Source organism: bacterium (assembly GCA_030646995.1).
GTDB lineage: Bacteria > Patescibacteriota > Minisyncoccia > UBA6257 > WO2-44-18 > JAUSKF01.
Map to the genome: position 1 here is coordinate 15,558 of JAUSKF010000002.1, position 11,843 is coordinate 27,400.

Genomic DNA, 11,843 nt, shown 5'->3' on the forward strand with positions numbered 1-11,843 from the left:
CAGAACGTTGAAAGGAACAAACGATGAACATCTTCGGAGTCGCCGTGGAAGCGGTGTACGGCCTGATTTTAATGGTGATCGTTGCCGCTTTTGTGTTGGGTTGGAAGCCTAAATTTTCTCCAAAAAAATTCCAGCTCATTAGCGGAATTTTGATAGTGAGCAATCTTGTTCTCTTGGCTATTCTCAAAGAACAGGGAATGTACAATAGGACGTTTGCCTACTTGCTGGTCCCTCTCTTTTTGATCGGCATCGGCTACAAGCCGTTTTCAAACAAGCTGATGGTTTTTCTCGCTGGCTGGATGTGGCTTTGCCTTGAATTAGGGGTGGTGTATAGCAATTACGTCACCATGCTTTCGCTGGCGGTCATCCTGATTCCGGCTTTTCAATACTGGCGAAACTCCAAAGAAGAAGGATTCATCCGGACTAAAACCGCAGATTGGAGATTGATGCTAAACGTCTTCTTCTTTTTCCTAATCTCTACCTTCCTGGTGGCGGCAGCCGGCTGGGAAAGCGTGATGGTCGCCCAGTATCCCGGCAAACTCAAATGGATACCGCTGATTAGCATTATTCCGTTTTTCCTGGTGAAGGCGATTCCTGAAGAACTTGTTTTTCGTGGAATTTTTCAGGGAACGCTGAAAGACAAGTTCGGTTTCATCCCGGCCTTGATCGGTGCCTCGATGATTTACGGAATCGCTGCTATCAATAACCCGGCCGTTTGGGCTTTTCCCAACTGGCATGCAATGGTGAACGCGCTAGTCTTGGGGTTGGTCTGCGGATTCGTCTACAACAAAACTAAATCATTAGCTGTTTCGGGAGCGCTGAATGCTTCCGTTAGCTTTCTCTGGTGGATGTTGTTCGCGAACGGAGGACACTAATGAATAGGGTAAAATCCTGGGCGATAGCTGAAGTGGTTACTATTTTTGCGTTAGTGATGGTGGCCATCTGGTTTTTCCAAGAAAACTACGTCCCTTTTGTTGTGATACTAATCGCAATCGCGGGAGTGATGATTGTTAGTTCTGCGGTGCGGATGCGTGGCGTTAAAGTCGGGGACTATACTGAAACGCTCGGGCTTGGTTGCTTGGAGAAGAACGAGGATGGCCGCAATTACTTAAAGCTGGATTGCAGTTGGATCTGGAAGCTGGCGCTCCTGGCACTGCTCGGACTGACACTGATCCTGATCGCCGGATACTTCTTTAGGCCGGAGTTCTGGCTAGAGAGAAAATTCTGGCGAAAAACGTTTTCCGGTGTTCAGGGCTATATTGTTTGGGGAGTGATCCAGCAATTTGTTCTGCACGCCGGAGTAACAAGCAGACTCTACTCGATCTTTGTTAAAAGTCCTGACCCGAAAAACTTTGAGAGAAGAGCCGCCCTGCTCACCGCCTTGGTGTCCGGAGTTCTGTTCTTTCTAGCGCACACTCCGAATCCAAAGCTGATGATCGTGACTCCGATTGCCGGAGCAGCCACGGCTTACGTTTTTCTGAACTGCCGCAATGTCTGGATATTGGGCATCGCGCATGGGATTCTGGGAACGGCTGTCGAGCATTGTTTGCCCCTGAACATCAATGTCGGTCCTAATTATTGGTAGAAGCCCCGAGAAATCGGGGCTTTTTGTTATAATCAAAATATTATGTCGGTGATGTTGCTGAAAATATTTGTTGTAGCTTTTTTAATCAATGTGATCTGGGAATTTTCCCATTGCTGGCTTTATGCAACCATTCAGAAAATGAAAGGAGAGGATATCGTGAAGTTACTTTTGAAAATGTCCGTTAAAGACGGGGTTTGGATATCAATATTTTATTTAATTACCTATGCGGTATTTCAGAATCTGAATCCTTGGGATAACTGGATGCAGGTGGCCATTTTTGCAGTGATCGCTCTGATGTTTGCTTTCATTGATGAAAAGATTTCCGTGACTATGGGCCGTTGGGAATATGGTCCGAAGATGCCGCTAGTTTATGGTGTCGGCCTTACTCCGCTCTTAGAATTGGCCGTGACCGGTCTATTGACTTTTTGGGTCGTGACCAGCTTTTAATTTTTACCTACTGCTCCAAATTTTCAATTCGAAGAAGCAGAAAATTTGGTTAGCAGTAGCAATCCCGAGCGTAGCGAGGGACTACCTACTCTCGATTAGCTTTAATTTCTTTTCCCTGTTCCATCCCTTTATCTCCATTTCCCTTTTTAATGCCGAGCCGCGAGTTTTACGTTTCTCCGTGTAAAGAATTTTTACAATGCGTTTTGCTCTTGTGTACTTCGCGCCGATGCCGGCTTTGTGTTCGGCAAAGCGGCGTTTAACATCGGTCGTGATTCCGGTATAAAGACTTTTGTCGGCGCAAAGCGCCATATATACAAACCAGGTCATATTGAATTAAGCATACCGTAAAAGTAAGATTATATGATGGATATACGAACACTGGATCAAGGTGACGTCATCGAGCTCTCTAGACTTGTGGGCGAGGTAGCTAATTATCATCACGAGATAGATCCGGTTTATAAATCTCATAATCAGTATTCCGGTCTGAAAGAAATGGTTGAAGGCTGGCTGACGGATGCCGACACTTTAGTTTTACTGGCGGAAGAAAATAAGAAATTAATCGGATATATCCGCATCGGAGTAGAGCCGGCGCCGGAGTATTCTACAGAAAAGAAAATTGGAATGGTCTATGACGCTTTCATTGAAGAAGAAAGCCGGAGGCAGGGGATTGCCGAACTTCTTTTTCAAAGATCGCTGGAGTGGTTTGCAAAAAAAGGAGTAGAGAACATAGAGCTGAACGTGGACGCCCGCAATAGTGGGGCAATCGAATTTTGGCGCCAGCTAGACTTCGCTGATTATAAAATCCGGATGCGCCGCCCCCTCGATCTCTAGGTTTTGATTTTTTTGCATAACCAAAGCGTAGGGAATAGTTTCGAGGAACATGCCGGAGCCCCGACGGCTTGGTCTTAATAGCCTCGGGGCGAGGGAGAGGCGAAATTGTTCGCTGGAAACAATTTACGCCGTTTCCGAGGGGCTATTCCCGGAGTCCTTGATTTATAGGTGATTTTTTGTTATTTTAATTATCGGCACATACAGAGAAGGAGGAGGCAGTGATGGAAAACTTCGAAAAAGAGAATCCCGAAAAGAAGGATCGCTGTGTTGATTGTGGTGGCAAGGACGGTGTAGAGAAGCTCTCTGGCAAGACTGTTCCCGCTGGCAGGGAGGTACCGGTTTGTAGGATCTGCAAGGAGTCGCGCGCCGTGTTCTATCAGAAGAATGAAGTTCCGAAGCCTCTGCCGCAAAATCCCGATGGTCCGAATCGACGCTGTTGTTGAAAAATAAGCTGACAAATAAAATACTCCCATTTCTGGGAGCCTTTTTTATTTAGTGGTTATTGCTTGGGGGGTTCGGGAGGGGAATCTTCGGATGCATTATCCGTCATTCCAATAATTCTCTTATACCACTGGTCATACTTTTCACGCTCCAGATTGGAGGCATCGGCGGGCAGGCGGTAGAGCGTTACCGCAACAAAGTGTTGAGGCTTTTCGCTATTCCAATGACCAACGGTCGAAATTTGGTAGCTTACCGGAAACCCAACGTCTTCAGCATGCTTCTTGGCACACAAGCCTTGCAACCAGGCCTCTGATCGTTTGGTGGGGTCGTGTGTGTTCAAATATTCTTCAAGGCAATTTTTCATTACCTGCGCCCATAGGGACGCGTCCTTGTAGCTGTCGCCGTCGGTTTTCATGAGAGTTCCCTTAGATGTTCTGCATTTAGACTAACGGATTTTAAAATAATTTACTAACCCGTAATATTCTATTTGTTTTTGGTTGCGCAGCTCTTGGCTAGCCCGCAAACTTTCTATAAACTATTTGAATAATGAAGATTGTAGTTACGGCAAAACCAGGGGCAAGAAAAGAGCGGGTAGAGAAAATTTCAGAGACTGAATATATTGTTGCGGTCAGAGAGCTTCCGGTAGACGGTAAGGCTAATGCCGCAATTTTGGCCGCGCTGGCCGCTTATTTTAAAGTTTCCCGCGCCAATGTCCGGATAGTCATAGGGCATACGACTAAAAAAAAGATTATAGGCATAACCGGCATTTAGTGGTATTTTCGTATTAGTAGTTTGAAAGGAGGCGCGATTGAACCGGACTACGGCAAAGTACTGGACTAAGAAGGACAGAAAAGCGGTAAAACGCGCGAAAAGTTTCAAGTCACTAGCGAGGATTGCAATCCGCATCATCCGGAGAATGCCGCAACCGGTCGTCCAGGTTTGCGGACCAATTACCACGGGAGGCGTGGGAACGGTGGCGGGAAATATCGAAATTTTCAAACAGGCCATTAAAAAAGTGCAGAGGTCGGGGAAAAGCGTTTTTGACCAGCTGCCGTTTGAAAAACCGATTTGGAAAATTATGAAAGATTTTCCACGCAGGTGGGGCAGGCCGAACAAAAAAGACTGCCAACTGTTGGATGAATTCTATGGGACTATTTTCCGCTCCGGAGTATTGAAAGAATTGCACTTCATACCTGGTTGGGAATATTCCTTCGGCGCCTGCTGGGAATATGGCCTTGGTAATGAGTTGGGGTTAAAGATTGTCACGTTGATTGACAATGTTCGATGATTCTTGCAAAATGCTAATCAGAATATTAAGGAGCGGCCAGATGAAAGTCATTCCTGCCATGGATTACCCGATTCGGCCGGAAGATATCGACACCGAGCGCTCTTTTCAGAATGCTTTCGGGCATTTTGAAGCAGAAGAAACAGCCAGAGCGATTGTGCGCTTTTTTCAGCGGGAAGGAGATTGGGGTCCGTTTACCCGCGCTGACGTAATCGAATTTGCTCCCACGGAACTGTGGCCTGTTACCCAGCTGATCAAAGGTCCGCACGCCCTCGGTGCGAAATTTATTGAGCGGGATGAATGCGACGAAAAGGTCCATTATGTGACCGGCCAATTCATTGAGCGTTGCCATCAGGCTTCGCCCGCCGACAAAAGAGTCTAAAAACAAAATCTCCCCCAGCCCCCTATTCCCTCATAAATCTCTGCAGCGATGCGGAGATTTTTTATTTAGTACGAGGCTTTTCGGAATGAAGATGTAGACTCTACTTCCATTCCGAAAAACGAAGTAATAAATAAAAAAGATTGCATCCCTCCGGGTTGTGGTTAAAATTCTTTATTTCTATGTCGTAGAACAATGGGCATAGAGTCTATGCCTCAATATTCTCCTCCTCGAAATAAAGAATTTTACCTCACAACGCTGCGAGAGCTTATGTGGGAATAGGGGGCCTATCGGGGAGATTTTATTTACCAACTAACCTAGCAGCACTTTCCGCTGTTGGGTTGGCAGCCATCGCAACACTTGCACATTCCCTTGGTCATTTTGGTGACTCCAGCCAAGATTACGATAATCGGCCAGCCAATTTTTACCATTTCGCTAGAAACTACACCCAAAGCTCCCAAGAGAAAAAGCATACCGAATAGAATCATCCAGATTGCTTTCATGTTGTGGTGGACGCATTTGCAACGCCCGCCTTGTACTATTTCTCCTTCCATGGATTATTTTTAAAATTTGAATTTCGTCGACCTTATAAGTTTATTATACCATCAAACCCTCTTCTGTTATTGTAATAACTGACGGCAAAGGCCGTCATAGATAATGAAATTGGAGGATCAATTCATAAAATTATACGACGATTTATCCGACGCAATTTTCCGGCATTGCTACTTTCGCGTATTTGAAAAGGAGCGCGCAAAGGAGCTGATGCAGGAGGTGTTCATCAAAACTTGGGAATATATGAAAAAAGGAGGGAAGATTGATAATCCTAAGGCCTTTCTCTATAAATCGGCGAATAACATAGTAATTGATGAATCCCGTAAGAAAAAGGCGGCTTCGCTGGAGGCGATGGAAGAAACAGGATTTAATCCGGCCGATAACACTCACGAACGGCTGCTAAAATTTATCGAGGGCGGGGAGATGATCCGGCTTTTAAGAAAATTGGAGCCGAAGCACCGGCAGGCAATTTCAATGAAATATATAGACGACCTAGATATTAAAGAGATTGCGGAGGTGCTCGGAGAAACGGAAAATAACATCACCGTCCGAATCCATCGAGGCTTGAATCAGATAAGAGAAATTCTAAAAGAAAATGGAACAGAAATTTAACGAAATAATTAAAAAAGCGAAAGAAATCCGGATGAAACCGGAAGAAAAATCCGATTTACGGGCGCGTCTTTATGCTGTGGCAAAAGGCGAAGCTGTAATGAGCGAGCCGGTTAGCCGTCAGGCCAATCAAAGGTCAGTAATTTTTAGATTTTTAAAACCCATGCCAATGTTTGCATCTTTGATGATTGCGCTGTTAGCCGGGGGAGGGGTCTCTTTCGCATCCGAAAATTCTTTACCGGGGGATATTTTATATCCGATTAAAGTGGGTATTAACGAGGAAATCCGCGCCAAGATCACCCTGTCCGCCGAAGCAAAGGCTGATTGGGAGGTCCGCAGAGCAGAGCGGAGACTTGAGGAGGCGGAAAAATTGTCCAACAATGGTGAGTTGGATGAGGAAAAGAAGGCCATAGTGGAAGCTAGATTTGAACAACACGCGGCTAAGGCAGGCCAGCAAGCGGAAAAAAGTGAGGAGCGTGCCTTGGTTAAAGCCAAAGCGAAATCTCTCGTGAAACTTGAAGCAGTGCTACAAAAGCACGGCCGAATTTTATCCCGTTTAGCAGAAAAAGACTCCATACAGGCCGCGGCTTCCATGAGAGTTGCCGCTGATGCAGATGTTCAAGCGGAAGCTCCAGTTCAGATTACCGATGACCAAGGTTCACAGGCGGTTCAAAATAAGATTGAGGAAGTTTCAAAATTTTTCTCCGCTGAAACCAGGGTGCCTGAAGAGTTCAAGGAAGAAATTCGCTATGAGGTAAAATCACTGCTTATACCGAAAAGGATTGAATCGAAAATTAAAGCGGGAATAGAGTTGTAAGGGCGCTGCGTGCTATAATCAGGTGATGGTCAAGCATATTATTATTGCTTTGATGACGATTACTGTTGTGAATTGTGGCTCCGGGTTAGCTCTAGCTCATGGTTCCTTTGAATTGCCACTGGCTGGGTTAACTCCCTCTAATTTTTTCTATTTTCTCGATAGATTAGGCGAAACTCTTAGGGAGATTTTTGCTTTTAGTCCCGAAGCTAAAGTGAAATTACAGTTAAGCTTTGCCGCCGAACGGGTGGCGGAGCTGGAGTTAGAATTGGAGACGAATGGCGTAGAAGCAAAGGGCCTTGAGATAGCTCGCAATCGTCTTGCAGAACACATAGTGAGGGGCAATGAAATTATTCACGCAGAAATCGTGAAGGGGAGTGATATGGAAATGATTTCTGAGGATTTTGACCATGATCTGAAAGAGCTCCTACAAAGAGCTGAGGAAGGTTCTGATGATTTAACCGCTGAGATAGAAAAAATGGAAGAGTTGTTGATGATTGAAGACGAGGGGCAAAAATAATATAGTATTTAGGTAAAAAAATCCCCTCAAATTAGGGGATGGGCCCGGAGGGAATCGAACCCTCAACCCGCAGATTATGAGTCCGCTGCTCTGACCTTTTGAGCTACGGGCCTACATATTAAGAAGCATGGGCGCAGTGGGAGTTGAACCCACATCTCCGGTGTACGACCGGATCCTGATAAGTTGGAAGATGCACCCACGCTATGAGGGATTATAGCATAAGGGAAACACTAAGTCAATGATACGTGGTACCAGACTTATAAAAAATAAATAGAATGGTAAGAAAAAGAATAATTCTGCTGGGCTTATTTTTGGGGATTGCCGCCGCTATTGTGGTTGCCCAAATTAAACCGGCCGGCCTTATCTTGGATCCCTTACAAACAATTCGAATTTCTATCCCGACCGGAGCAACATTCATAGACGCAATGCGTTACCTGGGCGTAGCGACTTCTACCTCTCAATCTATTTTGAATTCCGCTCAAGATAAATATAATCTGGCAAAGATTGTGAGCGGCCGGGAGCTGGCCCTTTCCTTCGATGTATTTTCCGGAGATTTAAAGAAAATGGTTTATAAAATAGACGTTGATAATCAGTTAATCGTTGAAGACGCAGACTCGGAAGCTGATCCAGAAAATAAGTGGGGGGCAAAAGTTGAACCGATACCTTATGAAGTACGAGAGCGGTCAGGAGGAGGAGTAATTTCGAAATCATTATATCAAACCATTGTCAGCCAGGGCTTAGATGAGCGTTTAGCGCTGGCGCTAGCGGAGGCCTTTGCTTGGCAGATAGATTTTGCCACAGATATTCAAGAAGACGACAGTTTCAAAGTTGTCTACGAAGAGCGCTATCTGGATGGAAGATATGTCATGCCGGGAAGGATCATGGCGGCGAGCTTTATCAATGCGGGCGAATCCTTCAAGGGATATTATTTTGAGGGAACTGAGAAAACTCGCGCCGGTCATTATGATGAGAACGGCGGGGCTCTGCAGAAAGAATTTTTAAAATCTCCGCTTCAGTATAAATATATCAGCTCCGGATACTCTTTGGCGCGCTATAATCCGATTACCAAAAAAACATCACCGCATCGCGGCATTGATTATGCCGCTCCATCCGGCACACCCGCGGTTTCCGTTGGCGACGGCACAGTTACCCAGGCCGGCTGGAATGGTTACTACGGGATTTCGGTTACTGTACGTCATAACGACACGTATAAAACGGTCTATGGTCATTTTTCTCGCCTAGCCAAGGGGATTAAGGTTGGCGCGAAAGTGAGTCAGGGTCAGGTTGTCGGCTATGTGGGCTCAACCGGGCTTTCCACAGGCCCCCACCTGCATTATGAAATGCATAAATTCAGTTCTTATGTGAATCCTTTCAAGGTAGAAATTCCACCGGGCGATCCGGTGAACGAGATGGATCGCGCAGCTTTTGAAAAAGTTGTAAGTAAATATTCGGGAAGCATATAAAAACCGCCGAAGCGGCGGTTTAGTTACGGGTTTTTTCCAATTGGATCACTATGTCTTTTGCCAAAGCGTCGATAGAATCGTAGATCTTATGAGCCAACCGATGCTCCCAGGGTACAAAAACGATGTCTTGGCACAATGCCTGAGAGATGCTAATTGGCTTCTTGGGCAATCCGGCATCGCTGAGTCGGTCGTCTCTTAGCAGATCAACTCTTAACGTCACTATGGGTATCGAACAAGCGGCCCCCTGTGCCTTACCTTTTTTGCCCGCATTTGCCAGGGGATCTCCAATATTCATTCTGGCCTGCCAAACCAGTCGTTCCCAGTCAAACTTAAATGGAAAAGCCTTCTCGACTTTTCCGGCCAGCTCCAACCAACGGTCCATAAACAAAGGAAATTCTACTCTGCTCGGTGGATGTTCGCTCGGTTCAAAATCAACTAAGAGTCTCGTTCGAAACATTCAAACCTCCTTGAGTGAGCTGTGTATTTTATAGCATAGATACTTTATTTTGCAAAAGGCCGGTTGAAAAAGATTACCCAGACAAAATTCAGAAAATAGCGGCTGACAGTAGCAAAGTAACCATTTTTCTTAAACCGGCGCGCCGAAGACAGGGTGACTAATTTATGAGTAAATAGAACCTTGCCAATCTTGCGTAGCTGTTTTCCTGTATTCACGTCATCACCATAAAAAACATAGTTGATGTCCAAGCCGCCGATCCTTTGCAGAGCGGAGCGCCAAACTGCTAAATTGCCCCCTTGCACTACGCTGCCTTTTCGGAGGATGTAATGCACCAGCCAATAGACCGGGTAGGCGACCAGCAAAAAGCCGTAGAGAGTGAACCAACGGCCGATTGGACCAACGTCGCGATAGCGGTAAACTCCGGCAACAGCGACAACTCCCGGCTGCGTAAGATAACTTAAAGCCACTTCGCTCCAATTTTCCGCAAGCCAATTGTCAGCATCGATGAACGCTAAGATGTCGCCCGTGGCGACATCCACCCCACGCTGACGGGTCCGGTTGGTTCCCGACACCGTTTCCTTAAGAACTTTCACTTTGGGATACCTGGCGGCAACCTCCGATGTGCGGTCAATGCTGTTGTTGTCTACCACAATTATTTCTTTGACCAAATCGGCGGGCTGTTTTAAGATGTGCTCAATAGTTGATCCGATGTAGGCCTCTTCGTTCTTGGCGGGTATAATAAAAGATATGCCCGGTGCTAAAACTTTCACTGTGCTATTGTTTGTTTGCATAACTTAATTTATAGAATTTGTGATGAATAAGAAAATGATAAAAATATTTTAGCACCGGGTATGTTCATAAAATTATTTCTGGCTGTGCCGTTTATATTACTGGCGTTTGCCGTTGCTTTATTTTACATTCATTTTGGCGGATCAGGCAATCTGCTGGTGGTTAGACTAGACAGCGTTCGAGGAATAAATTTTATCAGCCAAGTTGGTGAAGTTTGGGGGACGTTAGCAGTTGTTTTGGCGATCAATGTAGTGAATTTTTTGCTGACTTTAGGATTGTTAAAAAGAGATAGAAAAATAGCTGTTTTGCTCCCATTTACCAGCACCCTCATCAGCCTGTTGATTTTAATTTATATTTCGGTTATAGTATCTGTTAATTAGATATGTTCGCAGTAATAGAAACCGGAGGAAAGCAATATAAGGTTGCAGCCGGGCAAAAACTTAAGATTGAAAAATTAGAATCTCCGGTAGGGGATAATTTAGCTTTCGATAAAGTTTTGTTAGTAGCGGACGGTGAGAATGTAAAAATCGGCGCTCCTTATGTTGCGGACGCTAAAGTAGAAGCGAAAATTCTCCGCCAAGGACACGCTAAAACGGTGATTGTATTTAAATACAGCTCCAAGACCCGTTTCCGTAAGAAGAAGGGCCATCGCCAGAAGTTCACTGAAGTAGAGATTACCGGCATTAAATAAAAAAGCCCCCGATTTTAGGGGGCTTTGCCGCTAACTGCGGTTTTTTCCGTGTCCTCCTCAACAATGGCCAGGATCTTCTTCGCAGCCATTCTCTTGCCCTGCTGGCGGGGGAGTCGGGAGCTTACCTTCTTCTTCGGTCATCGTGAGGTTGTGGTGGAAGATGCCTCCTACAATCATGAGACTCGTTCCTCCAATCAGAAAAATGCTAAGTACCCACGCCGGTCGATCTCCAATCACTGCCATTGTCAGTCCGGCTATCCAAATAATTCCTCCAAAAACCATCATCATTGCGGCAATCATTGCCATTCCGGACACCTTCATCGGCTGCTCTTCCGGATTCATAAGACCCTCCTTATTTGGGGTTTCTGCCTTGGATTATATCAAAATTATGACCTATTGTCAATTGCGCTGGCCAGGGTTTCTTCGTCGGCAAATTCAATTTCTCCGCCCGTGGGGATGCCCCGGCCAAGACGAGTTATTTTTCCAACGGTTTCTTTGAGCTCTTGGGCAATCAGGGAGGCGTTGATGTCGCCGTAAGTAGTCGGATTCATCGCTAAAATTGCTTCCTCTGCGGAGTTAATTGTCCTCAAGCGCAGCTTTTGCATACTGGTAAGAAAGCCGTCCTTTTTGAGTTCTCCCAAAACCAAATACCTTCCGTCAAACTTTTTAGCTTTTTCCAAAGAAATCAAATCCGTTTCTTTTTCCACGATTGCCACTAAGTCTTTCCGGCGGTTTGGATTAGAGCAGATGGCGCAAATTTCAGAATCCGGAGTAGTGGCAAAGCAAAATGAGCAGACCGCCAATGAGTTTAAGCCGCTGACCGCCTGCGCCAACTCCAGCACGTCCGCCCTTCCCTGATTTGCCAGATAAAAAGCTAAACGGGTAGCTTGGCGAGGTCCGATGCCCGGAAGCTTCGCTACTGCTTCAACGAATTTTTTAATAGGCTCCGGTACCATTGTAGGATATTTTTATTATTTAAA

The 11,843-nt window shown here is 45.6% G+C and carries 21 protein-coding genes and 1 tRNA gene; 14 read left to right on the forward strand and 8 right to left on the reverse strand.

The features are described 5' to 3' along the window. Positions 1-23 precede the first annotated feature (23 nt). The 3 genes from Q7S83_00520 to Q7S83_00530 are packed head-to-tail and all read left to right on the forward strand — an operon-like array spanning position 24 to position 2,032. Complete coding sequence (locus Q7S83_00520; GenBank protein ID MDO8466609.1) at positions 24-875, forward strand: type II CAAX endopeptidase family protein; 852 nt, start codon at positions 24-26, stop codon at positions 873-875. After that, on the forward strand, positions 875-1,585 hold the full coding sequence (locus Q7S83_00525) for a CPBP family glutamic-type intramembrane protease (protein MDO8466610.1): 711 nt from the start codon (positions 875-877) through the stop codon (positions 1,583-1,585). Before Q7S83_00520 ends, Q7S83_00525 begins: the two co-directional genes overlap by 1 nt. 51 nt (positions 1,586-1,636) lie before the next feature. After that, complete coding sequence (locus Q7S83_00530) at positions 1,637-2,032, forward strand: hypothetical protein (protein ID MDO8466611.1); 396 nt, start codon at positions 1,637-1,639, stop codon at positions 2,030-2,032. 81 nt (positions 2,033-2,113) lie between these two features. On the opposite strand, the gene Q7S83_00535 is transcribed toward Q7S83_00530, so the two are convergent. Next, complete coding sequence (locus tag Q7S83_00535) at positions 2,114-2,359, reverse strand: GIY-YIG nuclease family protein (protein ID MDO8466612.1); 246 nt, start codon at positions 2,357-2,359, stop codon at positions 2,114-2,116. Positions 2,360-2,392: 33 nt separating this feature from the next. Between Q7S83_00535 and Q7S83_00540 the strand changes: the two genes are divergently transcribed. Further along, a complete protein-coding gene (locus Q7S83_00540; protein MDO8466613.1) occupies positions 2,393-2,863 on the forward strand; it encodes a GNAT family N-acetyltransferase in 471 nt (156 codons plus the stop codon). Positions 2,864-3,084: 221 nt separating this feature from the next. Continuing rightward, positions 3,085-3,306: a hypothetical protein gene (locus tag Q7S83_00545; GenBank protein MDO8466614.1), complete on the forward strand. Its 222-nt coding sequence runs from the start codon at positions 3,085-3,087 to the stop codon at positions 3,304-3,306. 56 nt (positions 3,307-3,362) lie between these two features. Here the strand turns inward: Q7S83_00545 and Q7S83_00550 are convergent, their stop codons facing one another. Continuing rightward, the gene (locus Q7S83_00550; protein MDO8466615.1) at positions 3,363-3,668 is read right to left on the reverse strand and encodes a hypothetical protein; all 306 of its coding nucleotides are present in this window, start codon (positions 3,666-3,668) and stop codon (positions 3,363-3,365) included. Positions 3,669-3,850: 182 nt separating this feature from the next. On the opposite strand from Q7S83_00550, the gene Q7S83_00555 reads away from it, so the two are divergent. Genes Q7S83_00555 through Q7S83_00565 form a run of 3 tightly spaced genes read left to right on the forward strand, consistent with a single transcriptional unit; the run spans position 3,851 to position 4,971 of the window. After that, positions 3,851-4,075, forward strand: coding sequence for a DUF167 family protein (locus Q7S83_00555; GenBank protein ID MDO8466616.1), 225 nt, complete (start codon positions 3,851-3,853; stop codon positions 4,073-4,075). A 37-nt stretch (positions 4,076-4,112) separates the two neighbouring features. Beyond that, positions 4,113-4,592, forward strand: coding sequence for a hypothetical protein (locus tag Q7S83_00560; protein ID MDO8466617.1), 480 nt, complete (start codon positions 4,113-4,115; stop codon positions 4,590-4,592). A 40-nt stretch (positions 4,593-4,632) separates the two neighbouring features. Next, on the forward strand, positions 4,633-4,971 hold the full coding sequence (locus Q7S83_00565; protein MDO8466618.1) for a hypothetical protein: 339 nt from the start codon (positions 4,633-4,635) through the stop codon (positions 4,969-4,971). Between the two features lie 314 nt (positions 4,972-5,285). Here the strand turns inward: Q7S83_00565 and Q7S83_00570 are convergent, their stop codons facing one another. Beyond that, the gene (locus Q7S83_00570; GenBank protein MDO8466619.1) at positions 5,286-5,522 is read right to left on the reverse strand and encodes a hypothetical protein; all 237 of its coding nucleotides are present in this window, start codon (positions 5,520-5,522) and stop codon (positions 5,286-5,288) included. A 103-nt stretch (positions 5,523-5,625) separates the two neighbouring features. Between Q7S83_00570 and Q7S83_00575 the strand changes: the two genes are divergently transcribed. The 3 genes from Q7S83_00575 to Q7S83_00585 are packed head-to-tail and all read left to right on the forward strand — an operon-like array spanning position 5,626 to position 7,463. After that, the gene (locus Q7S83_00575) at positions 5,626-6,132 is read left to right on the forward strand and encodes a sigma-70 family RNA polymerase sigma factor (GenBank protein MDO8466620.1); all 507 of its coding nucleotides are present in this window, start codon (positions 5,626-5,628) and stop codon (positions 6,130-6,132) included. Beyond that, on the forward strand, positions 6,116-6,946 hold the full coding sequence (locus Q7S83_00580; protein MDO8466621.1) for a DUF5667 domain-containing protein: 831 nt from the start codon (positions 6,116-6,118) through the stop codon (positions 6,944-6,946). Before Q7S83_00575 ends, Q7S83_00580 begins: the two co-directional genes overlap by 17 nt. Before the next feature lie 25 nt (positions 6,947-6,971). After that, a complete protein-coding gene (locus Q7S83_00585; protein ID MDO8466622.1) occupies positions 6,972-7,463 on the forward strand; it encodes a DUF5667 domain-containing protein in 492 nt (163 codons plus the stop codon). 39 nt (positions 7,464-7,502) lie between these two features. On the opposite strand, the gene Q7S83_00590 is transcribed toward Q7S83_00585, so the two are convergent. Further along, positions 7,503-7,576 (reverse strand) — tRNA-Met (locus Q7S83_00590). 162 nt (positions 7,577-7,738) lie between these two features. On the opposite strand from Q7S83_00590, the gene Q7S83_00595 reads away from it, so the two are divergent. Then, positions 7,739-8,926, forward strand: a complete 1,188-nt coding sequence (locus tag Q7S83_00595) for a peptidoglycan DD-metalloendopeptidase family protein (GenBank protein MDO8466623.1) — start codon at positions 7,739-7,741, stop codon at positions 8,924-8,926. Between the two features lie 19 nt (positions 8,927-8,945). On the opposite strand, the gene Q7S83_00600 is transcribed toward Q7S83_00595, so the two are convergent. Continuing rightward, complete coding sequence (locus Q7S83_00600; GenBank protein ID MDO8466624.1) at positions 8,946-9,308, reverse strand: hypothetical protein; 363 nt, start codon at positions 9,306-9,308, stop codon at positions 8,946-8,948. 119 nt (positions 9,309-9,427) lie between these two features. Beyond that, positions 9,428-10,174, reverse strand: coding sequence for a glycosyltransferase (locus tag Q7S83_00605; protein MDO8466625.1), 747 nt, complete (start codon positions 10,172-10,174; stop codon positions 9,428-9,430). Between the two features lie 60 nt (positions 10,175-10,234). Between Q7S83_00605 and Q7S83_00610 the strand changes: the two genes are divergently transcribed. Next, a complete protein-coding gene (locus Q7S83_00610) occupies positions 10,235-10,552 on the forward strand; it encodes a hypothetical protein (GenBank protein MDO8466626.1) in 318 nt (105 codons plus the stop codon). 2 nt (positions 10,553-10,554) lie between these two features. Continuing rightward, on the forward strand, positions 10,555-10,863 hold the full coding sequence (gene rplU, locus Q7S83_00615; GenBank protein ID MDO8466627.1) for a 50S ribosomal protein L21: 309 nt from the start codon (positions 10,555-10,557) through the stop codon (positions 10,861-10,863). Positions 10,864-10,920: 57 nt separating this feature from the next. Here rplU and Q7S83_00620 read toward each other — a convergent pair whose 3' ends face one another. Together Q7S83_00620 and Q7S83_00625 are read right to left on the reverse strand one after the other, a co-directional pair. Beyond that, positions 10,921-11,205, reverse strand: coding sequence for a hypothetical protein (locus tag Q7S83_00620; GenBank protein ID MDO8466628.1), 285 nt, complete (start codon positions 11,203-11,205; stop codon positions 10,921-10,923). 44 nt (positions 11,206-11,249) lie between these two features. Further along, positions 11,250-11,819, reverse strand: coding sequence for a toprim domain-containing protein (locus Q7S83_00625; protein MDO8466629.1), 570 nt, complete (start codon positions 11,817-11,819; stop codon positions 11,250-11,252). Positions 11,820-11,843: the final 24 nt, after the last annotated feature.

Coding starts and splice junctions, on each gene's coding strand:
- rplU (MDO8466627.1), top strand. CDS start 10,555: ATGTTCGCAGTAATAGAAACCGGAGGAAAGCAATATAAGGTTGCAGCC.
- Q7S83_00580 (MDO8466621.1), top strand. CDS start 6,116: ATGGAACAGAAATTTAACGAAATAATTAAAAAAGCGAAAGAAATCCGG.
- Q7S83_00540 (MDO8466613.1), top strand. CDS start 2,393: ATGATGGATATACGAACACTGGATCAAGGTGACGTCATCGAGCTCTCT.
- Q7S83_00545 (MDO8466614.1), top strand. CDS start 3,085: ATGGAAAACTTCGAAAAAGAGAATCCCGAAAAGAAGGATCGCTGTGTT.
- Q7S83_00535 (MDO8466612.1), bottom strand. CDS start 2,359: ATGACCTGGTTTGTATATATGGCGCTTTGCGCCGACAAAAGTCTTTAT.
- Q7S83_00570 (MDO8466619.1), bottom strand. CDS start 5,522: ATGGAAGGAGAAATAGTACAAGGCGGGCGTTGCAAATGCGTCCACCAC.
- Q7S83_00605 (MDO8466625.1), bottom strand. CDS start 10,174: ATGCAAACAAACAATAGCACAGTGAAAGTTTTAGCACCGGGCATATCT.
- Q7S83_00610 (MDO8466626.1), top strand. CDS start 10,235: ATGTTCATAAAATTATTTCTGGCTGTGCCGTTTATATTACTGGCGTTT.
- Q7S83_00565 (MDO8466618.1), top strand. CDS start 4,633: ATGAAAGTCATTCCTGCCATGGATTACCCGATTCGGCCGGAAGATATC.
- Q7S83_00585 (MDO8466622.1), top strand. CDS start 6,972: ATGGTCAAGCATATTATTATTGCTTTGATGACGATTACTGTTGTGAAT.
- Q7S83_00575 (MDO8466620.1), top strand. CDS start 5,626: ATGAAATTGGAGGATCAATTCATAAAATTATACGACGATTTATCCGAC.
- Q7S83_00625 (MDO8466629.1), bottom strand. CDS start 11,819: ATGGTACCGGAGCCTATTAAAAAATTCGTTGAAGCAGTAGCGAAGCTT.
- Q7S83_00520 (MDO8466609.1), top strand. CDS start 24: ATGAACATCTTCGGAGTCGCCGTGGAAGCGGTGTACGGCCTGATTTTA.
- Q7S83_00550 (MDO8466615.1), bottom strand. CDS start 3,668: ATGAAAAATTGCCTTGAAGAATATTTGAACACACACGACCCCACCAAA.
- Q7S83_00555 (MDO8466616.1), top strand. CDS start 3,851: ATGAAGATTGTAGTTACGGCAAAACCAGGGGCAAGAAAAGAGCGGGTA.
- Q7S83_00600 (MDO8466624.1), bottom strand. CDS start 9,308: ATGGACCGTTGGTTGGAGCTGGCCGGAAAAGTCGAGAAGGCTTTTCCA.
- Q7S83_00530 (MDO8466611.1), top strand. CDS start 1,637: ATGTTGCTGAAAATATTTGTTGTAGCTTTTTTAATCAATGTGATCTGG.
- Q7S83_00620 (MDO8466628.1), bottom strand. CDS start 11,205: ATGAATCCGGAAGAGCAGCCGATGAAGGTGTCCGGAATGGCAATGATT.
- Q7S83_00595 (MDO8466623.1), top strand. CDS start 7,739: ATGGTAAGAAAAAGAATAATTCTGCTGGGCTTATTTTTGGGGATTGCC.
- Q7S83_00525 (MDO8466610.1), top strand. CDS start 875: ATGAATAGGGTAAAATCCTGGGCGATAGCTGAAGTGGTTACTATTTTT.